Here is a 26,950-nt window from a genome sequence, read left to right as displayed (position 1 = left end):
GTGGGATTCGCCGAGACTTCGGCGAATCCACCACTCTGACTTACAGCCGAGAGCAGACACGCAGCCACCGAATCGATGAGTCGACATCGCCGAGCGTTCCTCGCGACCGCGGGAACGGTGGCAGTCGGCAGCTGCACCGCACCCGAAGCCGATCCGGTCTCACCCGATGATCTCGATTCGTCCGACGATCGCGAGCACACCGAAACGACGATCGGGTTCGCCGGCGACACGATGCTCGGACGGAGCCTCAACGGGCACTACGGGCGAGACGACGTCGATCCCGCGTCCGTCTGGGGCGATCTCCGGCCCCGGCTCGAGTCCCTCGACGGCGTCTGCTGTAACCTCGAGTGCTGTCTGTCGACGCGCGGCGAACCGTTTCCCGGCCGAACGTACCACTTCCGGGGCGATCCCGAGTGGGCCGTGCCTGCACTCAGCGCTGCAAACGTCCGATTCGCGTCGCTGGCGAACAATCACGCGATGGATTACGGAGCGGTGGCGCTGACCGACACGATCGACGCGCTCGAGGCGGCGGACATCGACGTCGCGGGTGCCGGTGAGTCGCCGGCGGCGGCCCGCGAGCCGGCCACGTTTTCCGTCGGCGCGGTCGACGTCGCCGTCGTCTCCGTTGCGGATCGCTACGTCGGCTACAGCGCGACCGACGACCGGCCCGGAATAGCCCATATCAAGCCAGATCCGACTGATTCCGACACCAAGCGGGTCGTCGGAGACGCAATCGAGCGCGCGCGAGCACACGATCCGGATCTGCTCGTCGCATCGGTCCACTGGGGGCCGAACTGGGTCGAACGTCCAAGCAAACTGCTCGTCGATTTCGGCCACTGGCTCGTCGATCGGGGCGTGGACCTCGTTCACGGCCACAGCGCCCACGTCGTTCAGGCGATCGAGCAGTACGGCGACGGGGTCGTCCTCCACGACACCGGCAACTTCGTCGACGATTTCGGGATCAAAGGCGACCTGGGTAACGACCGAAGCTATCTCTTCGAAGTCACGCTCGAGGACGGGCGTCTCGAGGAGATACGGCTCGTCCCCATCGCGATCGACGACGGCGTCTCTCGCGCCGACGAGGACGAGGCGGCCTGGCTCCGGGAGACGATGCGCGCTCGGTCAGCTCCGTTCGAGACGACGTACGAACGGGATGGCGACGGTCTCGTGGTCTCGCTGTAAGCCGTTTCGTTCCCGGTCGGGCGAGCGGGACGATCCGCGGGTTTATGGGCGAAGCCGCCCCACCATTCTTCGATGGCAGGGCCGGTTCCCGAACTCGAGGATCGTGCGGTAGCGTGCGCCGAGCGGCTGTGCGAGGCCGACCGAGTACTGCTCGCCTCGCACATCGACGCCGACGGACTCACCAGCGCGGCGATCGCCGCGCAAGCCCTCGAGCGGGCGGCGATCCCGTTCGAGACGGTCTTCGAGAAACAACTCGACGAGGACGCGGTCGCCGACATCGCGGCGACCGACTACGACACCGTTCTGTTCACTGACTTCGGGAGCGGCCAGCTCGATATCATCGGCGACCACGAGGACGCGGGCGACTTCACCCCGGTAATCGCGGATCACCACCAGCCCGCCGACCGGGAAACTGAGTACCACCTCAATCCGCTGCTGTTCGGGATCAACGGCTCCTCTGAACTCTCCGGTGCCGGCGCGAGTTACGTTCTCGCGCGGGCGTTGGCGGACGTTTCGGACCACGATCCGGATCCGTCGGTTGCGGCCGACGGTGGGAAGCAAACCGGCGGTGGTGAGTCGAGTCAAACGAGGCGAACCTCGTCAGAGCTAAGCTCTGACGGCGGTGAGCGGTCCGACGGACCGCGATCTACGTCGGAGCCGCGCTCCGACGGCAGCACCGTCACCGCGTCGGGAGCCGCGAACGCCCGCGCCGACAACTGCGATCTCGCAGCCCTCGCGGTCGTCGGCGCCGTCGGCGACATGCAGGCCGCCGGCGGCGAACTCCACGGCGCGAACGAGGGCATCGTCGCGGAAGGCGTCGCGGCCGGCGTCCTCGAGACCGGCAAGGACCTCGCACTGTACGGCAAACAGACCCGGCCGCTCCCCAAACTGCTCGAGTACGCCACCGACGTCCACATCCCGGGCATCTCGAACGACGCGAACGGCGCGTTGCGGTTTCTCGACGGCCTCGACCTCGAGTTGAAACGCGACGGCGACTGGCGGCGCTGGGCCGGGCTCACGAACGAGGAGAAACGGACCGTCGCCAGCGCGCTCGTCCAGCGGGCCGTCTCGAGCGGCGTCCCCACGAAAAAAATCGACCAGCTCGTGAGCACGGCCTACGTCCTCAGCGAGGAGCCCGTCGGCACCGAGCTCCGGGACGCCAGCGAGTTCTCGACGCTCCTCAATGCGACTGCCCGCTACGAGCGCGCCGACGTGGGGCTGGGCGTCTGTCTCGGTGATCGGGACGGTGCACTCGAGCGCGCCCGACAGCTCCTGCGCGAGCATCGACGCAACCTCTCGAACGGGATCGATCTCGTCACTCGCGAGGGGGCGACCCAGGAGGAACACGTTCAGTGGTTCCACGCGAGCGACGAAATCCGCGAGACCATCGTCGGCATCGTCGCGGGAATGGCGATGGGAAACGCGGGAATCAGCCGTTCGAAGCCGATTATCGCCTTTGCAGACAAAAACGACGACGAAGTCAAGGTCTCCTCGCGGGGCACCCACTCGCTCGTCCGGCAGGGGCTCGATCTCTCGGCCGTGATGGGCGAGGCTTCTCGAGCCGTCGGCGGCGACGGCGGCGGCCACGACGTCGCGGCGGGGGCGACGGTCCCGAAAGGCGAGGAGGAAACGTTCGTCGAACGCGCCGACGAGATCGTCGGCGAACAGCTCTCCTAACGGCCGCTTTCTCGAGAGGAAAGAGTTGGCACGCGGTGGCGCGCGCTGGGCCGCGGTGAATGCCAATGAACCGCGGCACGAAATCGTGCGAGGTCTTCGCGAACATCGTGAGCGAACGGCTCGGAAGACGCATACGCGTCTTCCGGTGGATGAGCGAGGGAAGCATGAGCGAGCGTTAGCGCGGAACCTTCGGTTCCGCGAACCATACGAATAGTGCGAGACCGGAGGTCTCGCATACCATGTGAACGGGCAGAAAGCCCGTGAACAGACGGCGGCTCCGCCGCCGTGAGTAGAAATCGGTTGGGGAGGGCGTGGCGATTCCCTATTGCCACGATAGCAGGACGCTCAGGGAGTCCGTTCGATCGAACTAGTGAGTTAGCCCCCGTCTCCGAAAAGCGTCGAAATCGACGAAATCAGCCGGTCTATCCCGCGTCCGTTACTAGGTCGATCTGTCCATCGAGGCCGGCACCGTCGGCAACAGCGGCGCGCGCGAAGTGAACATGTACGCCGTCTTGCGCACCGCACCCTTCCCGTACTGGACGGCGCTCTTGCGGATCGGCGTTCGCTTGCCGCGGATCTGGGTTCGGCCCTCGAGGATGGCGTCGATGAGCTCGTCGCCGTCGATATCGGCTTTCGTCGGGGTCGCCACGTCGGGTGTGACGATAACCTCGGTGAAGGCTTTGCCCACGTTGGGGAGGTAGTGGGCGTCACTGGAACCGATCTGGGGATAGTCCCGGCGGCTGGCGAAGGTTCGGGCCCGCCGGTTGCGGTAGCCCGTAAAGACCATCGAGTTGTAGGTTTCGATCGCGTCGGCGTCGTCTATGTACCGTTTCCGGACGCCGTGGCGGCTGCGTTGGAACGGATGAGGAACGATCGCCACTCCGCCCAGCTCGCGGACTCGCGCGACGGTGTCCATGAATGGTTGGCCGGGATCGGGCCGTTTCTCGACGCCGATCGCCAGCAGGTGGCCGTGTTGGGTCGAAACCTCGACACCGGGAATGCCGATCAGGCCGTAGTCGGGCGCGAGATCGGCGGCTCGCCGCGATTCGTCGATCTCGTCGTGGTCGGTGATGACCACGCCGTCGAGTCCGATATCTGCGGCGTGCTCGAGGATGAGTTCAATCGGTTCGTGTCCGTCGTAGGAGTCGTCGGAGTGGACGTGAAAGTCGATCGCGAACGGAATCTGGGTGGTCATAGAGGGTACCAGGGGCAGGGTAGCGGGGTCGCTACCACCAATAGCTCGTTGCCCAGCATAAACGCTGTGCTGCTGGCTGACGGCAGCGGGCTGGCCGGTATTCAATATATCATTATACAGTTTGTGAGTCGAAATCGCCCGCTCGAGGGATCCATCGGTCGAAGGCGCGAGACGCAATCAGACCGGCGAAAACGAGCGGGAATCCCGAGTCGGAGGCACTCACGATTGGATTACTCCGTCTCCGACAGCGATATCGAAATTGCGTCTCGCGCTCGGCAACAGTGATCGATACTGGACTCAGCGGATAGCCGATTCCGAGCTGCGTGTGGATTGCATCGCCGTTCTCGAGTTCGTCGACGAACGTGACCGCGTCGTTCACCATGGAAATGTGCCTTTGCCGTCCTCGTCGGGACGGGTTCGCCCTCGGTCACGCGCTACGTTTCCGTTCGCCCAGGCTCGACAACCACAGATAGCGCGCAAGGCGACCCAGAGCAACCGATCGACGTCTGCCGCCGCAGTTCGGCTACGAGACAAGTAGCCGGATCCGTGTAGAACGTCGACGTCCTGGTCGTCCCTCGATCCGAAAGCAGACGCGACGGTATCGCGGCCGGCAGCGGGTTTCGCGGCTGTATCCGGGCCGATCGTCTCTCGGTGATGGCCTCGAAATCGTGGTGTTCGATGGCGTCGATCTGGCCGCTTTGCGAGACGCCGGTACTGGAGTCGCTGCGCTCGAGTGGTGCCATCGTGAGTCGTCCGGTTCCATCGTTCCGAAAAGCAGGCCGTTCACACACCGAGTCGTTCGACGGGTTCGGAACGAGTCTCGCGAATCGGTACGTACCTAGGTACCACGCGGTATCCGCTCCTCGAAATCCGTTGTGAGGGTGAATTGGCGTGCAGAGAGTATGCTCTCGATCGTCCCCTTACGAGACATCGGAGAGGATACTTAAATAACAAACCATATCGTGGTATACGAAATGATACCTGGCGACGGAGTCGTATCGAACTATGAGTAGATTAGCCCAAAATTCGGTGGACTTATCATGTTTTAGGTTGGCCTAAATAATAGGTGAACGGACCCCAACGACGCGGACGGGAGCCCGACAGCGGCGGATCGGCCGTCAGTACGGAGCTCTCCTTCGCGTGAGCGGTCCAGCGCGGGACCCACGACAGAAACCGACTGGAGGAAACCCATGGTTGGAACGACACTCAGAGAGATTCGCCACCACATCGAGCGACTGGCTAGCGACGACGGAGAGTATTCCGTCATCTGTGCTCGCTCCGGTGAACGGCCCGTCCCGGTCGCCGGCCAGCGGTTCGCGACCCGTCAGGACGCGGCGGACGCCGCGCACGCGACCGAACAGTACCGCGCTGCGCTCAGACGGTACGATCCGCAGCTCCCGTGTTACGATCCGATCGTCTGTCAGGGTCCAGCGGTGGATGCGAACGCAGCTCCTCGTGGAAACAGACGTCATCGCGATTCGGATCGATTGGCTGCAGGAACTGGAGGAGAGGCACCATCCGCTCGAGCGCGATTGGACAGCGACGACACGCCGCTAATCAGTTTCTGTCACGACGTCTCCGGAGCCGTCTTCGAGACGCTCTCGGCCCGCGATCACGACGCCGCCGAACGCGCGATCATGGAGACGTATCTGGCCGCGGCCGAGGCGACGACCGACCGGAACACGCTCTGTCTGGTGTTGCTCGAGGCGATGGCGTCGGAACTCGAGTGTCACCTCGACGCCGCCGAACGAACGCGGTTGCTCCGGGCGGCAGCGGTGAAACTATCGCCGGTCGACCCGGCTGACGATCCGGTTGCGACGAGCCTCGACTTCCTGGATTCGCTGTCCCTGATGCGGGCGTACGGCGTCACGCGCGATTCGGCCGACGCGACCGGCGGGAACGTCTGGACCGTCTCCTTGCGAGGGTACGCCATCGAGTGCGGCGAGCGGCGGTTTCCGACGCTCCCGATCGGGATAGACATCCTGCGTCGGACGGCATCCCCGACCGCCGCGCTCGGCGTCACGGACGTTACCGCGCTCGGTGACGGCGACTGGCAGTTCGTCGTAACGAGCGACGAGGGGACGACGGGCGGACTCGTCTGCACCCCGGGGGAACGTCCGTGACGGGATCGACGGCCGTCCACCGAGCACTCGAGTACGTCGACGAGGAACGGGTTGCAGTCGCGGACCGAGGGACGGCGTTCGAAACGTTCGAACGGCGCGTTCGGACGATCTCGGCGGTACGGCCCGGATTGGCCCGCCCTCAGCAGACGACCACGGCTACGGCGACGACGGTGGCGACGGTGAATCAGGTGCAGGAAACGACGCCAGCGACGCCAACGGGTCGCTGTGTCACCGTCCGCGAGGCGTTCGCCGAGACGGTCCGGCCCCACAGTATCGCCGACCGCGAAACCGACGAATCGCTCGTCGAGACGATCGCAGCGGAGTTAACCGAGGACATCGCCGTGGCACTCGCGACGAACGTCGGCTGGACGCCGGCGCTCAAATCCGCCGTCCTCGAGGCGGTCTCGACCAGACGACGCGAAGTCGAATGGCTCCAGGAACTCCTCCGACGCGAGCGGTCCACGTTCGAGACGGCGATCGAGGAGATCGACGAGATCGTCGACTGGCTGCAGGCGACGGCCGACGAGTCACTACTGCAGTGTGATTTCGACGCGTTGCAGGCGAAACACGAGCGACTCGAGGCGTACCGAGACCGACTCGAGACGAGCATCGAACGGCGGCAAGCGCAGTTTACCGAGTCGACGAACCGGTACGGACCGGGCGGAGCCAGATACCGATCCGTGGTCGAATCGATTTACTCGAACCGTCCGGTTCGATATCCGTTACTGTCGACAGCAACACGACTGTACGGCGTCTGTGGTGGCTGTCAACGTACGGTTCGCTCGCAGCTGACGCGACGCGTCTAGACGTTCCAGACGGTAGTGCGAGCGCGACTACGTTGACGGTCGGGAGAGTCCGTCCGGGATGAGGTCGCCGAGAGAGACGTTCTCGAGCACCTCTCCCACCGCGACCGGGTCGTCGGCCGCCGCGACGGTCTCGTGGATTCGCTGCATGCACTCGAGCAGGCCATCGACGGCGGCTCGGCGGGTCGAGACGCGGCCGATCGATCGGCAAATCGTGCGATCCGTGAGGAAGTACCGGTAGCGAAGCTCCCAGCACCGACAGAGGCCGAGTCCCGGATGGGATCGATCGGCGAGGGTGCAGTCCGCGATCAGTTCGATCGGTGGTCGTCTGTGTCGGTAGACGAACTGATCGTCGCAGAGCTCCGCCAGTCCCCACCTCGGTGGCAACGCCTCGGGAGGAATGGGGTCCTGGTCAGTGATCATGTTCTCGGAGTCGCCGAGAACGGGGGTGTCCGTTCCGCCTGCGAGCGCTTGCTCCTATATAGGGTACCCCTACAGTGTCAGTGACCTGGTACACGAACCAATTACCGGGTTCCAGCGGACCGATCGCAGTCCGAATCGGCCCTCAAGACGGCCCGCTACTCGAGAGCCCAGCGGACAGTGAGAGAGGGGCGTTCCCCCAGCACTGACGGATCGGCCTCGACGGGGACGATCGTCCGACTTTTGTCACCGCTCGCCCTCAGTTCGGGTATGGCCGACTTCGATCCCGAGAAGTTCGAGGACAAGTACGCCAACTACTTCCCCGAACTCCAGCAGGCGTACAAGAACGCGTTCAACCGGATGAACGACCGCTACGACTCCCAACTCGTCCACGCGATCGACCAGCAGGTGTTGAACGAGAGCGAACCGTTCTACGAAGGCGACGGCGAGTTCCGTATCGAACTCCCCGACGATCCCCACGGGCGACTCGACGGCGTGCTCGTCGAGGAGGAGCGCTTCGAAACCGTACTCGAGGAACACATCGAGGAAATCGAAACCGAACTGCAGCGCGTCTTCGGGTTCGCCTGAGCGGAGAGAGCCGTCGTCGATGCCAGCAGCCGAACATGAAGGACGGAAGGTTTAGGGGGGCTGATACCCAAGGGAATTCCATGAGCACCGAGACCCAGAACGACGGGGACGACCTCGAGGACCGCGTGACGAACTTCCTGCGCCGGAACTTCCCGCAGATTCAGATGCACGGCGGCAGCGCAGCGATTCAGGACATCGATCGCGAGAGCGGCGAAGTCAGCATCGCCCTCGGTGGCGCCTGCAGCGGCTGTGGGATCTCGCCGATGACGATTCAGGCGATCAAGAGCCGAATGGTCAAGGAGATTCCCGAGATCGAGAAGGTTAACGCCTCCACCGGTGGCATGGAGGGCGGCGAAGCGGAAATGGGCGGCGCGAGTCCGTCCTTCCCCGGCGAAACCGTCGACGACGACGGCGGCGACATCGACGAAGGACCGGAAGCGCCGTTCTGAGCCGTCGTTTCGCGCGGATTCGAAGGATACTTTTTGCTATTTTCGACGTGAGAGCTGCGGCACTGGTCTCGAAGGCCGCGGTCGGTAGACGCTCACACCACTGTCGACGACGACTCACCGGAGACCACGCCCGCGTTCCCACGTTCGGATCAGCGACGTGAGCAACCGGTTCGTCGGCGCCTCAAGTCCGGCCTCGCCAGCGCGGTCGACGACGTAGCCGTTGATGGCATCGATTTCGGTGTACCGCTCGGCCAGGACGTCCTGGCGCATCGAGGACGTGTTCGCGGCCGTCGCCTCGGCGACGTCCACCATCGCGGCCAGCGCCTCGCGGTTCGAGAGCGAGACGTCGCAGGCGCGAGCGACGCGTGCCGTCTCGCGTGTGGCTGTGCGCGCGAGGTCGGTAGCCGGCTCCTCGAGCACGGCCCCGTTTTCCGTCCCGGTCAGGGCAGTTACTGGGTTAATACCGGCGTTAACCGCGAGTTTCTCCCACAGCCGGCGGGGCATGTCTTTGGCAACGGTCGCCTCGAGGCCGGCCGCGACGAAGGCCTCGCCGATCCGGTCCGCGAGAGGCGAGGGCCCGCCCGCTCGAGCGCCCAGAACCACCTCACCGCGACCCGTACACTCGACGACGCCCGGTTCCTGCAGGATTGCTCCGTAGGTCGCCGTCCCGGCGAGCACCGGGACCTCGAGTCGCGCCGCGAGCGTCGCCTCGTTCCCCATGCCGTTTTGCAGTGAGAGTATCGCGTCGACGGAGCCCGTTGCGAGCGTTTCGGCGGCCGAACGGGTGTCGAAAGATTTGACAGTCACGACGACGAGGTCGGCCTCGGGGCCGGTTCCGTCGGTCGTCGCAGCGGGGAAGATGCGGGAGGGACCGCCGTCGATCGCACCCTCGAGACGCAGTCCCGACTCGCGGACGGCGCAGACGTGAGCCTCGCGGGCGACGAGGGTCACGTCGTGTTCGCGTGCGAGCAGCCCGCCGATGAGACTGCCGAGGCTACCGGCCCCGAAGACGACGATTTCCATGACTCGAGGTGGAACGAGCGGGGTGAAAACGGTTATCGTCCGATGGTCGGTCTCGGCTCGCGGTTCCGGAAGCCGCGCTTAGTCCTCCGTCCAGTAGTACAGGTCCTCGCGGTCGGCCCCGCAGTTCGGGCACTCGTTAGGCACGTCGCGATCGAGCCGCCCCAGTTCGCCACACTCCCAGCAGCGCCACATGAGCTCGGCTTCGCCGAACTTCTGGCCCGAGCGGACGTGTTCGACGCTCAGTCCCTCGATCCCCTCTCGAAGCGTAATGTAGACCCCGTTCTCGTCGACCCCGCGAACTCGGCCGATCTCCGTCCCGTCCTCGGTGTAGACCGTCGTTCCGAACCCCAGTCGTGGTCGTTCTTTTGCCATGCGAACTACCCGCACGAACCTACGCTGTGGGCGGTGATAAATCCCTACATGCTATATAGAATTGGCCAGGTCCGCGACGATCGTCCGACCGACGCTACCGACGATTCAGTCCTCGGTCCAGTACATCAGGTCCTCGCGTTCGGTGCCACAGTTCGGACACTCATCGGGGAGGCCTTCGTCGATCTCGCCCATCTCACCGCACTCCATACAGCGCCACATCAGGTGTGCCTCGCCGAATTCGTGGCCCGAACGGGCGTGCTCGACGCTCATCGCCTCGGCACCTTCGCGGGTCGTGACGAAGAAGCCGCTCTGCTCGAAGCCCCGAATACGGCCGATTTCGTTGCCGTCCTCGTCGTAGACCGTCTGTCCGAAGTTGAGCTTCCGTACCTCCTCGACGGCCTCGTCCTCGCCCTCCTTCGACGGTGTCTCACCAGTTTCGACCATGGCTGAATTCACACTCGCGACGGCGATAAAGTCACAGCGCGCATTGTGCAAGTGCCCGCTCGAGGGCGTTAGAGGGGTGCCGCCGGGAAGCGTGATCGCAATCAGCTACGAGACGCTCTTATGTGAGGTTGTAACATGGTAATAGAAACCAATATACACCCCCCGAACAGAGACACGTGATATGATAGCTTATCTCATATCTGAGCCGGGGGGCGATGTCATTCGGGGCGGTTCACGTGATCTCGAGTCACATCGACGAGGACAGACACCGGACGAGAGGACGAGAGCGGCCAACGGAGGCGCTGGACAGGCGGTAGCGTCGGATTCGGTACTGCCGTGGGCAAAAAGGGCCCGCAGTCGCGATCCGATTGCTCATACGGATGCGGGCCGTTGCACTGACGACGTGATTCGATCATGAGCGGGACCGGCGTCGCGACGATCGGTGACTGTCGGATCGCCTATCGACGGGCGGGGACGAGCGGCCCGCCGATCGTCCTCTGCCACGGGGCGGGTATCGACGACGCGACCGTCTCGTGGCGACACGCGATCGACGCCCTCGCGGACGACTACCGCGTCTACGCGCTCGACTGGCCGGAGTACGGGAACAGTTCCGGGGACATCGAACACACCGTCGAAACGTACGTCGACATCCTCGAGGGCTTCCTCGAGACGCTGCCCTTCGAGCGCGTTTCGCTCGCCGGCATCTCGATGGGCGGCGGCGTCGCACTCGGCTACGCGCTCGCGAACCCCGACCGCGTCGAGCGCCTCGCGCTCGTCGACAGCTACGGGCTCGGAGCCCGGTTGCCCAACGCGCTCCAGTGGAAGTTCCTCTCGCAGATTCCCGGGATGACCGAGTTCGGGAAAATCGCCGCCAGTACGACCACGCGGAGCGTTCGCACGGTTCTCGATTCGCTCGTCGCGGACGCCGGCACGTTGCCCGAACAGTTCGTCGACGACGTCAGACAGAAACTGATGGAACCGGGCTCGATACGGGCGTTTTCGGCGTTCCAGGACAACGAGCTCTCTTTCAGCGGCCGCGTCGCGACGAACTTCGTCGACGATCTCGAGTCACTGACGGTGCCGGCCCTACTCGTCCACGGCGAGGATGACCCGCTGGTCCCCCTCGAGTGGTCGGAGCGAGCAGCGGAGCTGATCCCGAACGCGGAACTTGACGTGATCGAGGACTGCGGTCACTGGACGCCTCGAGAGCGCCCCGATCAGTTCAACGAGAGCCTTCGGGACTGGCTGCCGGACCCACAGCGTGTCCCGACCCCGAAGTACACCAAGGCGAGGATGCCCGGCGTCACTCGAGTCAGCAGCGATTAGGGCCGTCTCGTTCGTTCTCCGTTGTTAGTCATCTGGCCGGGAGTACGGCTCGAGCAACGCGAGAGCCGTACGACCCGGGGAAGGGCAGGCCGTTGCCCAAACACCGACCGCGAGCGAACCCGAAGGGTGAGCGAGCGGGCCGACGACCGACTCGGAACGAACGAAGTGAGTGGAGAGGAGGGAGGAGTGCTTTTGATCGACCTTTTGCCGAGCGACCGAACGGAGTGAGGGAGCGCAGAGCAAAAGGTCGGCTACATGAAATCCTCGATCCCGCTCTGCTTATTCTTATCATTCTCGAAGACGCTTTCGAGCGCCTTCTCGAGGACCTCTAACCGCTGTTTCGTGTAGGGGCGGCAGTCGTACTCGTCAGCGACCTGGATGGCCGTTTGCATGTACTTGTTCACGGAGCCCTTGTGGACGGTGAGGTTGACGCGGCCGCCACACTCCCGGCAGTCGCCGGTCAGGGGCATCCGGCGGAACTTCTCGCCGCAGTCGAGGCAGCGGGTTTCCTGCCGGGAGAAGGCCCGGAGGTTCCCGATGAGGTCCGGCAGGAAGTGGTACTCGATGACCCGCTCGGCGACGTCCGTCTCGTCGACGGCCGCGAGCTTTCGCGAGAGCTCGAGCTGGGCATCCATCTTGTCCATCATCGAGCCCAGCGTCTTGTACGCCGAGAGGTCCGGCCCCATCGCGATGTTGGTGGTGTCGTGGGTGTGGTCGAAACCGGTGTACTCCGTGTCGGTGCCCAGCGTGTCCTCGGCGATCTCGACGTCGACCGCCTCCGGATCTGCCTGCTCGAGGGTGGCGAGGTAGAACTCTCGGGGGTACTGCCTGACGACGTCCATGTTGTGGGCCTCGTCGTCGATCTCGGAGGGATCGATTCTCGAGGACATGACGAGGGGCGCGTCCATCTTCCCGCCGCGCTGGTCGGGGAGGAAGGACTTGCTAAAGTTAAGTAGTCCGTCAAGTAGCAACATTACGCAGTCTTCGTCACCGTCGCAGTTCCGGCGTTTCGCGGCGTGAAAGTACGGATGGGCGTATCCCACGGCAGCGCTCGTGAACCCGATCACCCTCCCGACAGTTGCCGCGGAAGTGTGGGGTGCCATCCCGAAGACGAGCTCCCCCACGAGCTCCTGGCGGTCCTCGAACTCGTAGTAGGGCTCGAGGCCGTAGTACTGCTCGAGCAGGTCGTCGATGAAGTCCGCGATCTGGAGCATGTGCTCGGCCGCGCCGTTAGAGAGGACGATGTCCTGGACGCGGAGTTCGACCAGCTGGTCCTCGTGGGTGAGCGGTTCACCGTGGATGTCCTCCTCGTAGCCCAGCGCCTGCAGCTGGCCGACGTCGACGTCGAGTTCGCTCGCGCGGACGGACGTGACCGGCAGATCGGTCATGTCGTAGCGGACGGTGCCGTCCTTGAACGTGGAGACATCGTGTTTCGCGCGCAGGATCCCCTTCTCGATCGGTTCGGGGACCTTGGTCTGCGAGGAGAGGCCCTTGACGCCTTTGAGGATCTCGAAGGCGTTCTCGCGTTCGCCGACCTCCTCGAGGGCGTCGCGGTACTCCTCGTGGATGTCGATCTCACGGGTGTCCACGCAGGTCGCCTGCCGCTCGCAGCGGGGACACTCGACGCGGCCGGCCTCGTCGGGGTCGACCTGCACGTCGCAGTCGTAACAGCGGTAGTCCGGCGTCGTGCGGGCGTTGCAGTCCGGACAGCGGTTCTTGAACGTCTCCGTCCCACAGGACTCACAGCGCTGGCGACCGATCTGGACGTCGACGACCCCGGGCGTGTCCGACATCGTCTCGGCGTGTTTGGCGGCGTCGGCGACGTTGCGCTGTGCGCCGCCGGCCTCGCTGATCGGGAACAGCGTGTGAACGGGCGGACTCAGGTCGCGGCGTTCCGATTTCTCCGGCCGCCCCATCCGATTGCCGACCCGGGTCGGGGCCCGCTCGCGAACCCGGAAGGGAGCGACTTCGTTGACCGCCTCGATGGCGTTGTCGCCCTCGGTCTCGTGGCCCCACGTTCGCGCTCGCTCCGAGAGGTCCTCGGGCGACCAGGTGCGCTCGAGTTCGACGGTCGGCTCCTGCGCTTCGTTCCCGGATTCGGACTCGAGCGCGGAGCCGTCGGCGACCGCCCGTCGCGGCTCACAGCCCAGCGTCCGGACGAACGGCCGCCAGCCGTCGATCTCGAGGCGGTCCTCGTCCGGCCGCTGGCGGTGCTCGATGACGATCGTCTCGAGGGCCTCGCGGACGGGCTCCATGTACTCGAGGACGAGCACGCTGTCGTCACCGTCACCGTCGCCCTCGATCCGTCCGTCCGCGACGGCTTCGGCGAGCGTACAGAAGGCGTCGACGGAGATGTCGTGCCAGAGGAAGGTGTACTCGGGATGGAGCGGCGCGTCGTACTCGACGGCCCACTCCAGCGCTTCGCCGGGGTCGGGGAACTCGAGGTCGATACGAGGGTCGTCCTCGAGGGCCTGGATGTCGACGCCCGCGGCCTCGACGTCCTGGATCCACCACTCGTAGGTGTAGGAGGCCGGGGCGAGCGGGTGGTTGTTCTCGACGAACTCGCCGTAGTTGACCAGGTACTCGCCGAGATCGAGGATCGCCTCGACGCCGTTTCGGATCTCGAGGGCGTCCTCGGGATCGTCGATCCGCCGAACGTCGCCGTTGGCGAGTTTGACCGTCGGCCCCTCGAGGGAGTCAACGGGGACGACACCGGCGGCCTTTCCGGGGCGTTCGGTCTTGATCTGGGTACCTGTCGCGAGGAAGTCGTCGACGAGGTGCATCGCGGCGGGGTGGACGCCGGCGGTCGCGAAGCCGTGGTTGCGCGCCCGGCCGTAGCGCAGCCGAAAGCCACCCTTCGCACACGGATGGGAGAAGACGGGCCGACCGGCGATCAGGTCCCGGAGAAACTTCTCGGAGGTCTCGACGCGCGGCGGCCCCTCGGAGTCGTCGCCGGGAGCGTCGCCGCCGTCGCCCGGGTCGTTCGCGTCGGTTTCGGACGACTCCTCGTCGCCCTCGTCGTCCTCGCCGCCGGACTCGTCGTCCGCGGCGTCCGCGTCCTCGCCGTCGTCGTAGTAGTTGCCGTCGATGAGGTCCTGCAGCCACGGCCAGTCGACCTCGTCGAGGTTGCGGGTGTAGCGCTGGATCTTCGGTGCTTTCAGCGCGATCCCCTCGGCGAGGACGAGACACATCCCGCCGCGGGCGCTGTTGGTGTCGACCCGCTCGAGGTCGCGAAAGCCCGAGACCTCCTCGTCCCCGGTGGCCTCCCCGTCGAGCATGATCGGGAGGTTCTTCGCGATGAATTTTGCCTCCGAGTCTTTCGGGGAGTACTGCAGTCCCGTCTCCTTGTCGTAGAGCCCGAGCTCCTCGGCGTAGCGTTCGACCTCTTCCTGACGGGCGTCGTACTGTTCGATACCCACGAGTGCGCGCGTGTAGTCGGCGACGAGCACCGAGAGGGCCTGCGCCGTCCCGCCCGCGGACCGAATCGGGCCGGCGTAGTAGACGTTGACGAACTCCGTCCCGTCGTCGTTCTGGAGGATTTCGACCCTGTCGATCCCCTCGATGGGCGCGGCGACGACGCCCTCCGTCAGGAGCGCGACCGCGGTGCGGACCGCCCCCTCGATCTTGCCGGCGTTCGTCTCGTAGTCGCCGACGCGTCCCTCGGCGAAGTCTTCGGCGAGTTCGAGGGCGGCCTCCTCCCTGCTCATCTGCCCCTCGAGTTCGCGGACCCGCTCGGCGACGCCGTCGATGCCGAGAATGTTCTCGACGCGGTCGGCCATGTCCTTGGCGACCGGGATCTCGACTTCGGGTTTCGGATCGCCGCCCCGTTTCTTGGCCCGCTCGGCGACGGCGAGGGCGTCCTCGAGCTGGTCCTCGAGCCCCTGGAAGTACTGTTCGTCTTCTGTACGCATCTTAGAGCCAGAGGTCGAGTTCGGTGGTTTCGTCGTACTCGCGCTCGAGGGGTTCCTCGAAGACGCGCATGTGGACCTCGCCGGCCCAGACAGTCGCCTCGTTCAGGTGACCGGCGTAGGTGGTTCCCTCGTCGTCCGAGAGGACCGCGTGGGTGTGGGCGAACCGTTCGTCGTCGTCGGACTGCGTCCGACTGCTCGAGGAGCTTTGCTCCTCGCTGTCTAGCCAGGAGACGTTCCCGACGCAGCTGGCGACCTCGAGCGGCTCGTCGAACTCGATCGGATAGTACTCGCACTCGTCCTGATCGTAGAACCAGAGTTCGGCGTCCTGGACCGCGCCGAGCGCGGTAAACCAGGCGGCGTCGGCGTCGACCGTGTCCGCGAGCGACTCGATCTCGGCCCGCCAGTCGGCACCGTTCTCGAGGCTGGCGACGTACTCGTCCGTGGTCTCGACGGCGCGATAGTTCATACCGAACAACTGTGTCGGCCGATAGAAAAAGCCCTCCGGTCGGTTACGGGCAACACGGATCGAGTATCCGACGCGATCCGAAACGCGTTTCGTGAACGCGCATAGGAACGCGCAGCCGGCCACAATGGCGGCGTTGATAACGGTAGGGACTCACTACTGCCCGAGTATGTTAAATAACGATCAAGAAAGCACATAGAGTACCAACTATGGCCGTTAGCGTATTTTTCCGAACTATATGCGAAGAGATTATCGTAATAATTCGTCAAACACCAAAAGATATAATACACGGGTGACAGCACTTGTCATAGTATGGCACGAGACATGCCAGAGCTTACCAAACGGCAGCTGCTCACGTCAGGAGCTGCCGTCTCCGCGGCAACGATCGCAGGGTGCATCGGCGGTGGTGGCAACGGTGGTGGGGACCAGTTCCACTTCACACAAGAACAATCGCGCGAAGAGCAGTTCGATCCCGTCGTCTCGAACGACGCCTACAGCTTTCAGGTGATTCAACTCGTCTTCGACGGGCTCTACGAGTTCGACGAGGGCCTCGAGTTGCAGCCGAAACTCGCGACGGGCGAACCGACCGTCGAGCGCGACGGCACGCGGTACATCTTCGAAATAGAGGAGGCGGCCGAGTTCCACAACGGCGACGACGTGACGGCGTCGGACGTCGCTCACTCCTTTACCGCCCCAGTCGAGGAGGAGACGGAGAACGCCTCGGAGTACGACATGATCGAGAGCACCGAGGTCATCGACGACTACCAGCTCCAGGTGGACCTCGGGGAGGACCCCTACGGCCCGTTCGAACTCGCGACGATGGGCGTAACGGTCGTACCCGAGAGCGTCCGAACCGACGACCGCGACGCGTTCAACAGTGATCCGGTCGGCTCCGGGCCGTTCACCTTCGCCGAACTGCAGGAGAACGAGTACGTCGAGATCGAACGGTGGGACGACTACTGGGACGACCTCGAGCCGAACCTCGAGCAGATTCGCTTCGAGGCCCACGAGGACCCGGCGGGTCGCGTCTCCGACATTCGGGCATCGAATACCGATGTCATCGCGGGCATCCCGAACGACGACTGGGACGTCCTCGAGGGCGAGGACGGCGTGAGTCTGCATTCGGCGGAGAGTCCGACGTTCATGTACATGGCCTTTAACTGTAACGAGGGGCCGACGACCAACCCCGAGGTGCGACGGGCCATCGCTCACTCGTTCTCGATGCAGGACTTCATCGAGTCCAACGGCGCGAACGTGAACTCGCCGATGTACAGCCCGATTCCGCCGGTCGTCAACGAGGTCTGGGGGTTCCCGGAAGACGAGTACCAGGACATGTTGCCGTCGTACGACCCTGATCAGGCTCAGTCGCTGCTCGACGAACACGCGCCGGACGACTTCGAGCCGATCATTATCACGCCGGAGGGCATCCGCGCACAACTGGCCGAACGGATCGCCACTCGAATGGACGAGATCGGCTACGGGGCCGACGTCAATGTGCTGGACTTCGCGACCCTGGTCGACACGTACACCAGCGGGAGCGCCGACGACTACCAGATGTATCTGCTGGGATGGACCGGCGGTCCCGACCCCGATTACTACCTCTACTCGCTCTTCCACGAGAGCCAGGAGGAACTGAATCAGGGCCACTTCTACGATGGCAGCGACGGCTTCCACGACGCGATCGCTGAGGGGCGCAACTCGGCCGATCAGGAGGAGCGCTACGACATCTACGAGCCCGTCATCCGGGAGATCGTCGAACAGCTCCCCGCGTTGCCCGCGTTCACGCAGGACAACACGATGGCCTCGCGCGACTACGTTCAGGACCTCCAGGCCCACCCGGAGGTGACGAGAAACCCGACCCTCGTCGCGGACTACACGAACGTGTCGATGGAGTGAGCCGGCGGACGGCGATAGCTGGATCGGTGGGGAACGAATCCCCGCTGGTCCGGTAGCAGTGGCATCGAATCGGGACAGATCAACGAGCGAACGGACTGACTCGCGGACCAATGAAGCTACTCAAGTACACCATATACAGGCTCTTGCAGGCGATCCCCGTCCTGATCGGGATCTCCGTCATCACGTTCCTGCTCGCGAACCTCGGCCCGGGCGATCCGGTCAGCCTCATGCTGCAGGGGCAGGAACACAGCGAGGAACTGGTCAGAGCGATCGAACGGCGATACGGACTCGACAGACCGCTACACGAACGGTACGTGACGTACATGGCCGGCCTTCTCGAGGGAGATCTCGGCCAGAGCATCCACTACCAGCGACCGGTCGCCGCGCTGATGATGGATCGGATCGGGCCGACGCTCCTGTTAGTCCTCTCGGCGTACGCGTTCGCGCTGGTGACGGCGATTCCGCTCGGCATCGTGGCCGCCGACCGGCGCAACGAACCCACCGATCACACCTCGCGGATCGCCGCGCTCGTCGGCGTCAGCACCCCGTCGTTCTGGATCGGGATCGTTCTGATCCTGATCTTCGCGGTCAAGCTCGGTTGGCTCCCCTCGAGCGGGCTTGTCTACCCGTGGCGACCGCCCGGTTCCTATCCGGGTATCGACGGCCACCTCGAGCTGTACTACGAGTCGGCGAGACACCTGCTGTTGCCGATGATCGCGCTGGGAACGTTGCAGATGGCGACGATCATGCGCGTCGAGCGCACGCAGATGATCGAGTCGCTGCAGGGCGAGTACGTCAAACTCGCCCGCGCATACGGTGTTCCGGAGCGGACAATCCTGCGAAAGCACGCCTTCCAGGTGGCCCAGTTGCCGATCATCACGATCGTCGGCCTCAACCTGTCGACGGCCATCGGCGGCGCGGTGCTGGTCGAGACGGTGTTCAACATCAACGGTATGGGACGACTGTTCATCAACGCGATCTCGACGAACGACTACCAGCTCGTGATGGGGATTACGATGCTACTCGGCTTCCTGTTCGTGCTCGGCGTCATCATCACCGACATCTCGTACGCGTACGTCGACCCGCGAGTCACCTACGGTGAGAGGGAGTAACTATGGCAGTCGGTGAATCACAGCTCGAGAGCGGCCGGGAACCGGCGTCCGAGGACGAGGAGTCGGTCGAGGCCCGCGTCGGCTGGCGCTATACCGTGGCGCGGATCAAACGGGACACGACGGCCCGCTGGGGACTGTACATCGTGACAGTCGTGCTGTTCGTCGCGGTGTACGCCGTGGTGGACAGCAACCTCTCGCGGCTCACATTCGGATACGTGTCGGATTACACGTTCGCGCAGCTGCTACCGATCTTCGACCACCCGACGCACATCCCGCCGCCGGGCGAGGGAACGCAGCACATGCCGCCGTACTTCCCGCTGGCCGAGCAGTCGTGGAACCCGCTTCCGGCGGGCGGTACCATCGAGCACCCGCTGGGAACCGACCACACCGGCCGGGATTACTTCACCAGAATCGTCTACGGGACGCAGGTGTCGGTGTTCGTCGGGCTCGTCTCGACGTTCATCGGGCTGACTGGCGGGACGATCATCGGTGCCGTCGCCGGCTACTACGGCGGCAAGATCGACGACGTCCTGATGCGGATGGTCGAGACGGTCTACTCGATTCCGCCGCTGATCCTCATCATCGTCTTCACCGTCTTCGTCGGTGGTGCGAACATCTGGTACGCCGTCCTCGGCGTCGGAATCGCGTTCATTCCCGTCTTCGCTCGGATCATCCGGAGCCGGGTGCTGAGCATCCGCGAGATGGATTACATCGAAGCGGCTCGAGCGGCCGGCGTGAAGGATCGCAACATCATCATGCGACACGTCGTGCCGAACAGCTTCGCGCCGGTGCTGGTGTACGCGACGCTCCAGATCGGCGTCACGATCCTCATCGTCGCCGGGCTCTCCTTCCTGGGCTACGGCGCACAGCCGCCGACCCCCGACTGGGGCCAGATGCTCAACATCTCGCACGGCTACATGCACTCGAACGTCTGGCTCTCGATCTGGCCCGGCATCGCGATCATGATCACCATCATGGGCTTCAACCTGTTCGGCGACGGCCTGCAGGACGCCCTCGACCCCCGAATCGACGACTAACAATGAGTTCAGAACCACTCCTTCGCGTCGAAAACCTCACGACACAGTTCTTCACCGAGGCAGGCACAGTACGCGCCGTCGACGGCATCTCCTTCGAGGTCCGCAAGGGCGAGATCGTCGGTCTCGTCGGCGAGAGCGGGGCCGGCAAATCGGTCGCCTCGATGAGCCTGCTGCGGCTCGTCGAGAGCCCCGGCGAGATCGTCGCCGGCGAAATCACCTACAAGGGCGAGACGATCGTCGGCTTCGAAGAAGGGCCGGACGGCGAGCGTCGGGAGCGCGACGACATGCTCTCGAACGAGGAGATACGAACCCGGATCCGGGGCAACGAGATCGCGGTGATCTTTCAGGACCCGATGGAGTCGCTCAACCCCGTCTTCACCGTCGGCGGACAGCTTCGAGAGTTCATCGAACTCAACCGCGGGCTCTCCGAAGACGAGGCGAAGGCGGCAGCGATCGACATGCTCCGAGAGGTCGGCATTCCGGACCCCGAAGAGCGCTACGAGGAGTACCCTCACCAGTTCTCCGGCGGAATGCGCCAGCGCGTGCTCATCGCGATGGCGCTGGCCTGCGAACCCAGCCTCATCATCGCCGACGAGCCGACGACGGCCCTGGACGTCACCGTCGAGGGGCAGATCATCGACCTCGTCGACGACCTCCAAGCGAAGTACGGGACGAGCTTCCTCTGGGTCACCCACGACCTCGGCGTCGTCGCCGAGATCTGCGACCGGGTGAACGTCATGTACCTCGGCGAGATCGTCGAGCAAGCGCCGGTCGACGAGCTGTTCTACGACACGAAACACCCCTACACGAACGCCCTGCTGAACTCGATCCCCCGGCCTGACCGGACCGTGAGCGACCTCGAGGCGATCGAGGGGGTGATGCCGGAAGCGATTGACCCGCCGTCGGGCTGTCGGTTCCATCCGCGCTGTCCCGACGCCCGCGAGGTCTGCAAGCGGGTCCATCCCGACGCAAGGATCGTCGCCGACGCCGACGGCGAACCGCATCGGGCGGCCTGCGTGAAACACGACGCCTTCGACGTCGGCTACGACGAGAGTCCGCCGCTCGAGGGGAGGACGGAGGCCGATCGGACGGCGGCAGCCGGAGACATCGACGAGGCGGAATCGATCGCGCCGAACCCGGCCGGCGACGAGAGCGGAGGTGAGGGCCGTGAGTAGCGGCATCCGGCTGGACGAGGAGAGCGGCTACGAGAGTGACGAAGCGCTGCTCGAACTCGAGGGCGTCACGAAGTACTTCGCACAGGAGTCGGGGCTGCTCGCGGGGCTGCAGTTCGATCCGAGCCAATTTCCGCCGATCAGCGTCGATCGGAGTACCGTGAAGGCGGTCGACGACGTCTCTCTCGAGATCCAGCCCGGCGAGACGCTCGGGCTCGTTGGCGAGTCCGGCTGCGGCAAGAGCACGCTCGGACGGACGATCCTGCGCCTGCTCGAGCCCACGGACGGAGACATCTACTTCAAGGGGGAGAACCTGGCCGACCTCGGCGGCGAAGCGTTGCGGCAGACGCGTTCGGACATGCAGATGATCTTCCAGGACCCCCAGTCGTCGCTCGACCCGCGGATGAAGGTCGGCCAGATCATCGAGGAGCCGATGCGAGCCCACGACATGTTGGACGACGAAGGGCGGGAAGCGCGGGCGAAGGAACTCCTCGAGAAGGTGGGGCTCGATCCGCGACACTACAACCGATATCCGCACGCCTTCTCCGGCGGCCAGCGCCAGCGAATCAACCTCGCGCGGGCGCTGTCGGTCGACCCCGATTTCGTCGTCTGCGACGAGCCCGTCTCCGCGCTGGACGTCTCCATTCAGGCACAGGTGCTGAACACGATGGATCGCCTCCAGGACGAGTTCGGCCTCACGTACCTCTTCATCGCCCACGACCTCTCCGTGATCCGCCATATCTCTGACCGCGTGGCGGTGATGTATCTGGGCCACATCGTCGAATTGGCCGAAAAGGAGGAACTGTTCGAGAACCCCCAGCATCCCTATACGCGCGCCTTGCTCGAGTCGATTCCCGTCCCCGATCCGCGGGAAAACGGTGCGCGCGGCGTGCTCGAGGGCGAGGTTCCGAGCCCGGCTAATCCGCCCTCCGGCTGTCGGTTTCGAACGCGGTGTCCGCGGCTGATCGCCCCCGACGAATACGACTGGACCGACGAGAAGTGGGCGCAGACGCGGGCGTTCATGCGGGCGGTCAAACGACGGGCGTTCGAACCGATGCCGGCCGCCCGGGTCGAGGCCGAGTTCTTCGATGGGAATCCCCCGCGCGGCGAGGCAGGAGCGATCGTCAGTGACGCAATCGAACTCGTCGCCACCGATGGCGAACGGAGTGGGGGAGGCGAGGCGGGTGACGATGGTGACGACCAGTCCGATCGATGGACGGCGGCGACAGACCTGCTGCTCGAGTCCTTCGCCGAACGGAGCATCTGTGCGCGCGAGAAGCCGGCGTACGAACTCGAGGCCGAGTACGGCGACGGCGAACACGTCGCCGCGTGCCACCTGCATCGGTGACTGGACGCAGACGTATCCGATAGTATATGTTTGGAAAGCGGCCTCGAGATTCGAGAGATCATGTTCCGTAATCGGACGTATTTCCAATTGAGACGGTTCAAAAGATCCGTTCGGCGAATGGTAGAAATTGGCACCGTCGCCGTCGAACTAACACAATCTTTCATCTCGAAAATACTTATGTGTCTGCCGCACTTCTTTACTCTTGTATGAGTAAGATTCTCGCCACCGTCACGGCAAGCACGCAGCGAATTGGAAAAGCACGACGAACGATCGCTCACTCTCCGTCACTGGGTGACGATCAGACGACGAACGAAGACGGCCGCCCCGCGACGCGCATTCTACCCGGTGGCTTCCTCACCGGGTGAGGCTCGGGTCGATGAACAGAACCCGCGGGCGCGGTGCCACTCTCTTCCTGGAAACTCACCGTACTCGAGTCGACTATAGTGCCAACTGAAACGGTTTCCACACCGATTGCACAGCTGTCGTGTAGATCGGTGTGCAATGACTTTCAGTGGCTACTATAGCCCGTTACGCACCCGTTCGGTGCGGCTGACCGCTTCCGTCCGACCCGTCCCCCTCAGTCGAGCACCGACGAGGACTGCTTGACGTACAGATCTTGGTCAGTCACCCGCTGATAGAGTTCGTAGAGCGTCTCGACCGCCGCCTCGTCGGGGTCGAACCGAATGTGGGGGGCGGCGTAATAGCCGCGGCAACTGACGAGGAAGAAGTACAGCGTCCGATGGTGGTCCGGCGTCGCGTCAACGACGCCGATCGGTCGACCACCGAGACCGTCCGAAAAGTCGTTGAGCATCGCCGCGATATCGTCCTGCAACTGCTCGTCCGGTCGATACTGCGGCAGTCCGAACGTCCGTTGCATGTACGTCGTCGCCGCCTCGAGAACCGAGTTCGAGTCCCAGCCGGTCAGATCGACGCCCTGAAAGGTCTCGTACAGCGCGAGCGTTCGCGAGAGTTCTTCCCGGGTAACCGCGATCGGCATGACCGGCTCACCGCGCGAGAGCGAGTAGTCGGGGAACGTGTGCGAACTCGGGGCCGGAAGCTGCGCGAACACCTGCTCGAGCGACATATGCGACCATATGACACGAGAGATGAAACTGTTATCGGTGTGCAACTGCATTCGGCACTGTGGCAGCGTGATCCGTGCCGAACCACAGGGATTAGTGGCAGATTCAACGGCGGTCGTCCCGTTTGGCAGTGCGACTGACGAGTCGGTATCTCACAGAACCCTACCGCTCGAGGACGCGTACACTGCGATCCGTCCGTCGGTCAGGGCCTTTCGGACGCGGAACGCGTCCGAACAGCGGGTAGCGCGGACGGCAGCAACGACTGGCGGTGTGCCGTTGTCGGCCACGACAGGTGACGCAGCCGGATTCGCGACAGAATAATTCCATTTCCCACCCCCAGTTATCGCCAGGCCAGAAGCGTCGGTGCGTCATCTGCCTGCATAGAAAGCCAGGCCCCGTCCGCGGAGATGTCTGCAATGACGTACTCGTCGCTCGCAGCCGTCGAATCAATCGAACCGACGATATGATCGTCGGACGTCATGGCGTGGGGGTTTGTCGCCATGTTAGTGAGTGACAATCACTGCTATATAAACTCATCGAAATTGACTGTCCGTTTCTGATATTAATCGGAACGTGAACGTCGACCGACGGCTGAAACACTGGGTTTATACTCATTTTCGCCGTAATGGAGAGATATGAACGTAGCCGACGCGATGACGCCCCGCGAGGACGTGATAACCGTCGACCTTCCGGGTACCCGAACCGACGTGCTCGAGTACCTGCAAGAACAGTCGTTCTCGTCGGTGCCGGTCGTCGAGGAGAGCGATGACGGGCCGAAATACCGGGGGCTGATCTCCCGGGAGACGCTCATCGACCAGCCCGACGAGGACCAGCTGGTCATGCTGATGAACGAGGACGTGCCGACGACGACCGCCGGGACGAGCCTCGAGGACGTCGCGCGAACGATGGTCGAGGAGAGCGCGCGCCGCGTTCCGGTCGTCGACGGGCAGTTCGAAGGGATCGTGACCGTAACGGACGTCATTCACGCGATCGCGACGGGCGATCAGCCGACCGACGGCACCGTCGAGTCCCACGCCAGCGAGAACGTGAACACGACCTACGAGGGAGCACCGCTGCCCGTCGCCGAGCGGGAACTCTCCTACGCGAACGTGCCCTACACCGTCGCACTGGACGACGAGGGTCGGATGAACGGCGTCCTCACGGAGGTCGATATCATCGAGGTCGCCCGGATCGTCGAGGGCGAAGAGGAGACGGGCGACAACTTCGGCGACCAGGACGACGAGTGGTCCTGGGAGGGCATCAAGGCCGTCGGCAGCCGCTATCTCCCCACGCGGGACATCGAGATTCCGACGAGTCCAGTTCGGGAGTTCATGAGCGACGACATCGTAACGGTCTCGAGCCAGACGACGATTCAGGAGGCCACACAGCGGATGATCAGCAACGACATCGAACAGATTCCGATGGTCACGGGCGAGGACCTCGACGGCATCGTCTGCGACGTCGATCTCCTGGAGGCACTGTATGAGTGAACAGCAACAGGCGGACGGCGAGCGCACCGAGAGCACGAGCGAGAAACTGGTCGAACTGGCCAAGCGACGGGGCTACTTCTTCCAGTCCTCGGGGGCGTACGGCGGCGTCGGCGGCTTCTATACCTTCGGCCCGCAGGGCGCGGCCCTGAAGGGCAACGTCGAGGACGCCTGGCGCGAGCGCTTCGCGCTCGCGGAGGGTAACATGGAGATCGACGCGCCGACTATCATGCCCGAACCCGTCTTCGAGGCGTCGGGCCACCTCGATGGGTTCGACGACATGCTCGTCGAGTGTCCCGAGTGCGGCGAGAGTCACCGCGCGGACCACGTCGTCGAGGACAACACGGAGTACGAGGACGCCGAGAGCCTCCCCATTCCCGAAGTCGAGGACGTCATCGCCGAGTACGAACTGGTCTGCCCGAACTGCGGCGCGGGGCTGGCGGGGCAGGCCGTCGACTCGTTCAATCTGATGTTCGCGACGAACATCGGCCCCGGCGACTCCGACCCCGGCTATCTGCGCCCCGAAACGGCGCAGGGCATCTTCGTCGAGTTCCCGCGGCTGAAGGAGTACGCGCGCAACCAGCTTCCCTTCGGCGTGACCCAGATCGGCCGCGCCTACCGCAACGAGATCAGCCCCCGACGCTCGATCATCCGCACGCGGGAGTTCACGCAGGCCGAACTCGAGTACTTCATCGATCCCGAGGCCGACGACCCGGACCTCTCGAGCGTCGCGGACGTCGAAGTCACGCTGTACCCGGCCAGCGAACAGAACGCCGAAGACGGCAAGGCCTTCGAGACGACGATCGGCGAGGCCGTCGAGGAGGACATCATCACGGATCTGTGGGTCGCGTACTTCCTCGGCGTCGCGAAACCGTGGTACGAGTCGGTCGGCGTCGACATGGATCGCTTTCGCTACCGCCAACACCTCTCGGGCGAGCGGGCCCACTACGCCAGCGACTGCTGGGACGCCGAGAGCGAGATCGACGGCAACTGGATCGAGATGGCCGGCTTCGCCCACCGGGGCAACTACGACCTCTCGAAGCATGCCGAACACTCCGGCGATCGGTTTACGATCTTCCGGCAGTACGACGAACCCAAGACCGTTGAGCGCGCCACGGTCGATCCCGACATGAGCTACCTCGGCCCCGAGTTCGGCGGCGACGCGCAGGCCGTCGTGCAAAAGCTCGAGGACCTCGCGGCTCGCGATCGATCGGCGTTCGACGGGGAGAGCGTCGAGATCAGCCTCGAGGGCGAAACCCACGAGATTCCCGTCGAGAAAACCGGCTTCTCGGTCGAGGAGCAGACCGAAGCGGGCGAGCACGTCACCCCCCACGTCGTCGAACCCTCCTTCGGCGTCGACCGGACCGTCTACACCGTGCTCCACCACGCCTACCGCGAGGACGAGGTGGCCGACGAGGAGCGCACCTTCCTCGAGCTCGAGCCCGAGGTCGCACCCACGTTCGTCGGCGTCTTCCCGCTCCAGAGCGACGACGAACTCGAGTCCGAAGCGACGGGCATTGCCGAGGCCCTGCGCGAGGCGGGGCTGTCGGTCACCTACGACGACTCGGGGAACATCGGTCGGCGCTACCGCCGCCAGGACGAGGTCGGCACGCCGTTTTGCGTGACGGTGGACTACGAGAGCATCGAACAGGAAGACGGCGGCGTGACGGTCCGCGAACGCGACTCGACCGATCAGAAGCGGCTTCCGATCGACGACCTGCCCGAGACGCTGTCGGCGATTCGCGCCGGCGACCTCGAGTTCAAGGAACTCGGGGAGTAAGCAGCGTCGGATTTCCCCTCCTCGTCAGAACGCTCGTCCGTCGGTCCGGAACCAGACGGC

General features: G+C 64.3%; 24 protein-coding genes. 15 read left to right on the top strand and 9 right to left on the bottom strand.

Annotation, left to right across the window (positions count from 1 at the left end):
• The first annotated feature begins 75 nt into the window (after positions 1 to 75).
• Positions 76 to 1,182 carry a CapA family protein gene (locus tag HYG81_RS29765; RefSeq protein WP_180839723.1) on the top strand — a complete coding sequence of 369 codons (1,107 nt, stop codon included), beginning with the start codon at positions 76 to 78 and terminating at the stop codon, positions 1,180 to 1,182.
• A 72-nt stretch (positions 1,183 to 1,254) separates the two neighbouring features.
• Positions 1,255 to 2,859, top strand: a complete 1,605-nt coding sequence (gene recJ, locus HYG81_RS29760) for a RecJ family nuclease (protein ID WP_180839722.1) — start codon at positions 1,255 to 1,257, stop codon at positions 2,857 to 2,859.
• 439 nt (positions 2,860 to 3,298) lie between these two features.
• On the opposite strand, the gene HYG81_RS29755 is transcribed toward recJ, so the two are convergent.
• Entirely contained in the window at positions 3,299 to 4,054 is a 756-nt protein-coding gene (locus HYG81_RS29755) for a PHP-associated domain-containing protein (RefSeq protein WP_180839721.1), read from the bottom strand.
• Positions 4,055 to 5,244: 1,190 nt separating this feature from the next.
• On the opposite strand from HYG81_RS29755, the gene HYG81_RS29750 reads away from it, so the two are divergent.
• A complete protein-coding gene (locus tag HYG81_RS29750) occupies positions 5,245 to 6,177 on the top strand; it encodes a DUF7551 domain-containing protein (RefSeq protein ID WP_180839720.1) in 933 nt (310 codons plus the stop codon).
• Complete coding sequence (locus HYG81_RS29745; RefSeq protein WP_180839719.1) at positions 6,174 to 6,983, top strand: DUF7260 family protein; 810 nt, start codon at positions 6,174 to 6,176, stop codon at positions 6,981 to 6,983. The genes HYG81_RS29750 and HYG81_RS29745 overlap by 4 nt, the downstream gene beginning before the upstream one ends.
• A gap of 27 nt (positions 6,984 to 7,010) precedes the next feature.
• Here HYG81_RS29745 and HYG81_RS29740 read toward each other — a convergent pair whose 3' ends face one another.
• Positions 7,011 to 7,403 carry a hypothetical protein gene (locus HYG81_RS29740; RefSeq protein ID WP_180839718.1) on the bottom strand — a complete coding sequence of 131 codons (393 nt, stop codon included), beginning with the start codon at positions 7,401 to 7,403 and terminating at the stop codon, positions 7,011 to 7,013.
• Between the two features lie 267 nt (positions 7,404 to 7,670).
• Between HYG81_RS29740 and HYG81_RS29735 the strand changes: the two genes are divergently transcribed.
• Both HYG81_RS29735 and HYG81_RS29730 read left to right on the top strand, forming a co-directional pair.
• Positions 7,671 to 7,988: a DUF5783 family protein gene (locus HYG81_RS29735; RefSeq protein WP_180839717.1), complete on the top strand. Its 318-nt coding sequence runs from the start codon at positions 7,671 to 7,673 to the stop codon at positions 7,986 to 7,988.
• Between the two features lie 80 nt (positions 7,989 to 8,068).
• On the top strand, positions 8,069 to 8,437 hold the full coding sequence (locus HYG81_RS29730) for a NifU family protein (protein ID WP_180839716.1): 369 nt from the start codon (positions 8,069 to 8,071) through the stop codon (positions 8,435 to 8,437).
• A 114-nt stretch (positions 8,438 to 8,551) separates the two neighbouring features.
• On the opposite strand, the gene HYG81_RS29725 is transcribed toward HYG81_RS29730, so the two are convergent.
• From HYG81_RS29725 to HYG81_RS29715, 3 genes are all read right to left on the bottom strand, one after another.
• Complete coding sequence (locus HYG81_RS29725) at positions 8,552 to 9,460, bottom strand: ketopantoate reductase family protein (RefSeq protein WP_180839715.1); 909 nt, start codon at positions 9,458 to 9,460, stop codon at positions 8,552 to 8,554.
• 78 nt (positions 9,461 to 9,538) lie between these two features.
• Complete coding sequence (locus HYG81_RS29720) at positions 9,539 to 9,832, bottom strand: DUF7130 family rubredoxin-like protein (protein WP_180839714.1); 294 nt, start codon at positions 9,830 to 9,832, stop codon at positions 9,539 to 9,541.
• Positions 9,833 to 9,937: 105 nt separating this feature from the next.
• Positions 9,938 to 10,276 carry a DUF7130 family rubredoxin-like protein gene (locus HYG81_RS29715; protein ID WP_180839713.1) on the bottom strand — a complete coding sequence of 113 codons (339 nt, stop codon included), beginning with the start codon at positions 10,274 to 10,276 and terminating at the stop codon, positions 9,938 to 9,940.
• Between the two features lie 414 nt (positions 10,277 to 10,690).
• Here HYG81_RS29715 and HYG81_RS29710 point away from each other — a divergent pair, with 414 nt between their 5' ends.
• Positions 10,691 to 11,602: an alpha/beta fold hydrolase gene (locus tag HYG81_RS29710; RefSeq protein WP_180839712.1), complete on the top strand. Its 912-nt coding sequence runs from the start codon at positions 10,691 to 10,693 to the stop codon at positions 11,600 to 11,602.
• A 251-nt stretch (positions 11,603 to 11,853) separates the two neighbouring features.
• Here the strand turns inward: HYG81_RS29710 and HYG81_RS29705 are convergent, their stop codons facing one another.
• Positions 11,854 to 15,513, bottom strand: coding sequence for a DNA polymerase II large subunit (locus tag HYG81_RS29705; RefSeq protein WP_180839711.1), 3,660 nt, complete (start codon positions 15,511 to 15,513; stop codon positions 11,854 to 11,856).
• Between the two features lies 1 nt (position 15,514).
• Positions 15,515 to 15,979: a PPC domain-containing DNA-binding protein gene (locus HYG81_RS29700; protein WP_180839710.1), complete on the bottom strand. Its 465-nt coding sequence runs from the start codon at positions 15,977 to 15,979 to the stop codon at positions 15,515 to 15,517.
• A gap of 309 nt (positions 15,980 to 16,288) precedes the next feature.
• Between HYG81_RS29700 and HYG81_RS29695 the strand changes: the two genes are divergently transcribed.
• From HYG81_RS29695 to HYG81_RS29670, 6 genes are all read left to right on the top strand, one after another.
• Positions 16,289 to 17,872: an ABC transporter substrate-binding protein gene (locus HYG81_RS29695; protein WP_226375936.1), complete on the top strand. Its 1,584-nt coding sequence runs from the start codon at positions 16,289 to 16,291 to the stop codon at positions 17,870 to 17,872.
• Positions 17,873 to 17,982: 110 nt separating this feature from the next.
• Complete coding sequence (locus HYG81_RS29690) at positions 17,983 to 18,984, top strand: ABC transporter permease (protein WP_180839709.1); 1,002 nt, start codon at positions 17,983 to 17,985, stop codon at positions 18,982 to 18,984.
• Positions 18,985 to 18,986: 2 nt separating this feature from the next.
• Complete coding sequence (locus HYG81_RS29685) at positions 18,987 to 20,021, top strand: ABC transporter permease (protein ID WP_180839708.1); 1,035 nt, start codon at positions 18,987 to 18,989, stop codon at positions 20,019 to 20,021.
• A 2-nt stretch (positions 20,022 to 20,023) separates the two neighbouring features.
• Entirely contained in the window at positions 20,024 to 21,196 is a 1,173-nt protein-coding gene (locus HYG81_RS29680; RefSeq protein ID WP_180839707.1) for an ABC transporter ATP-binding protein, read from the top strand.
• On the top strand, positions 21,189 to 22,541 hold the full coding sequence (locus HYG81_RS29675) for an ABC transporter ATP-binding protein (RefSeq protein ID WP_226375935.1): 1,353 nt from the start codon (positions 21,189 to 21,191) through the stop codon (positions 22,539 to 22,541). The genes HYG81_RS29680 and HYG81_RS29675 overlap by 8 nt, the downstream gene beginning before the upstream one ends.
• A gap of 206 nt (positions 22,542 to 22,747) precedes the next feature.
• Entirely contained in the window at positions 22,748 to 22,906 is a 159-nt protein-coding gene (locus HYG81_RS29670) for a hypothetical protein (protein ID WP_180839706.1), read from the top strand.
• A 212-nt stretch (positions 22,907 to 23,118) separates the two neighbouring features.
• Here HYG81_RS29670 and HYG81_RS29665 read toward each other — a convergent pair whose 3' ends face one another.
• Both HYG81_RS29665 and HYG81_RS29660 read right to left on the bottom strand, forming a co-directional pair.
• Entirely contained in the window at positions 23,119 to 23,625 is a 507-nt protein-coding gene (locus HYG81_RS29665; protein WP_180839705.1) for a hypothetical protein, read from the bottom strand.
• Positions 23,626 to 23,963: 338 nt separating this feature from the next.
• Complete coding sequence (locus tag HYG81_RS29660; protein WP_180839704.1) at positions 23,964 to 24,125, bottom strand: DUF7556 family protein; 162 nt, start codon at positions 24,123 to 24,125, stop codon at positions 23,964 to 23,966.
• A 133-nt stretch (positions 24,126 to 24,258) separates the two neighbouring features.
• Between HYG81_RS29660 and HYG81_RS29655 the strand changes: the two genes are divergently transcribed.
• Both HYG81_RS29655 and glyS read left to right on the top strand, forming a co-directional pair.
• Entirely contained in the window at positions 24,259 to 25,113 is an 855-nt protein-coding gene (locus HYG81_RS29655) for a CBS domain-containing protein (protein ID WP_180839703.1), read from the top strand.
• Entirely contained in the window at positions 25,106 to 26,890 is a 1,785-nt protein-coding gene (gene glyS, locus HYG81_RS29650) for a glycine--tRNA ligase (RefSeq protein WP_180839702.1), read from the top strand. Before HYG81_RS29655 ends, glyS begins: the two co-directional genes overlap by 8 nt.
• The last annotated feature ends 60 nt before the right edge of the window (positions 26,891 to 26,950 follow it).

This window comes from Natrinema zhouii (genome assembly GCF_013456555.2).
In the GTDB taxonomy this organism is placed as follows: domain Archaea; phylum Halobacteriota; class Halobacteria; order Halobacteriales; family Natrialbaceae; genus Natrinema; species Natrinema zhouii.
This window is presented reverse-complemented; position numbering and strand designations above follow the sequence as displayed.

Bases quoted from the DNA above. Each gene is read 5' to 3' on its own strand.
- HYG81_RS29765 (WP_180839723.1), top strand. From the start codon at position 76: ATGAGTCGACATCGCCGAGCGTTCCTCGCGACCGCGGGAACGGTGGCA.
- recJ (WP_180839722.1), top strand. From the start codon at position 1,255: ATGGCAGGGCCGGTTCCCGAACTCGAGGATCGTGCGGTAGCGTGCGCC.
- HYG81_RS29755 (WP_180839721.1), bottom strand. From the start codon at position 4,054: ATGACCACCCAGATTCCGTTCGCGATCGACTTTCACGTCCACTCCGAC.
- HYG81_RS29750 (WP_180839720.1), top strand. From the start codon at position 5,245: ATGGTTGGAACGACACTCAGAGAGATTCGCCACCACATCGAGCGACTG.
- HYG81_RS29740 (WP_180839718.1), bottom strand. From the start codon at position 7,403: ATGATCACTGACCAGGACCCCATTCCTCCCGAGGCGTTGCCACCGAGG.
- HYG81_RS29735 (WP_180839717.1), top strand. From the start codon at position 7,671: ATGGCCGACTTCGATCCCGAGAAGTTCGAGGACAAGTACGCCAACTAC.
- HYG81_RS29730 (WP_180839716.1), top strand. From the start codon at position 8,069: ATGAGCACCGAGACCCAGAACGACGGGGACGACCTCGAGGACCGCGTG.
- HYG81_RS29725 (WP_180839715.1), bottom strand. From the start codon at position 9,460: ATGGAAATCGTCGTCTTCGGGGCCGGTAGCCTCGGCAGTCTCATCGGC.
- HYG81_RS29720 (WP_180839714.1), bottom strand. From the start codon at position 9,832: ATGGCAAAAGAACGACCACGACTGGGGTTCGGAACGACGGTCTACACC.
- HYG81_RS29715 (WP_180839713.1), bottom strand. From the start codon at position 10,276: ATGGTCGAAACTGGTGAGACACCGTCGAAGGAGGGCGAGGACGAGGCC.
- HYG81_RS29710 (WP_180839712.1), top strand. From the start codon at position 10,691: ATGAGCGGGACCGGCGTCGCGACGATCGGTGACTGTCGGATCGCCTAT.
- HYG81_RS29705 (WP_180839711.1), bottom strand. From the start codon at position 15,513: ATGCGTACAGAAGACGAACAGTACTTCCAGGGGCTCGAGGACCAGCTC.
- HYG81_RS29700 (WP_180839710.1), bottom strand. From the start codon at position 15,979: ATGAACTATCGCGCCGTCGAGACCACGGACGAGTACGTCGCCAGCCTC.
- HYG81_RS29695 (WP_226375936.1), top strand. From the start codon at position 16,289: ATGGCACGAGACATGCCAGAGCTTACCAAACGGCAGCTGCTCACGTCA.
- HYG81_RS29690 (WP_180839709.1), top strand. From the start codon at position 17,983: ATGAAGCTACTCAAGTACACCATATACAGGCTCTTGCAGGCGATCCCC.
- HYG81_RS29685 (WP_180839708.1), top strand. From the start codon at position 18,987: ATGGCAGTCGGTGAATCACAGCTCGAGAGCGGCCGGGAACCGGCGTCC.
- HYG81_RS29680 (WP_180839707.1), top strand. From the start codon at position 20,024: ATGAGTTCAGAACCACTCCTTCGCGTCGAAAACCTCACGACACAGTTC.
- HYG81_RS29670 (WP_180839706.1), top strand. From the start codon at position 22,748: ATGAGTAAGATTCTCGCCACCGTCACGGCAAGCACGCAGCGAATTGGA.
- HYG81_RS29665 (WP_180839705.1), bottom strand. From the start codon at position 23,625: ATGTCGCTCGAGCAGGTGTTCGCGCAGCTTCCGGCCCCGAGTTCGCAC.
- HYG81_RS29660 (WP_180839704.1), bottom strand. From the start codon at position 24,125: ATGGCGACAAACCCCCACGCCATGACGTCCGACGATCATATCGTCGGT.
- HYG81_RS29655 (WP_180839703.1), top strand. From the start codon at position 24,259: ATGAACGTAGCCGACGCGATGACGCCCCGCGAGGACGTGATAACCGTC.
- glyS (WP_180839702.1), top strand. From the start codon at position 25,106: ATGAGTGAACAGCAACAGGCGGACGGCGAGCGCACCGAGAGCACGAGC.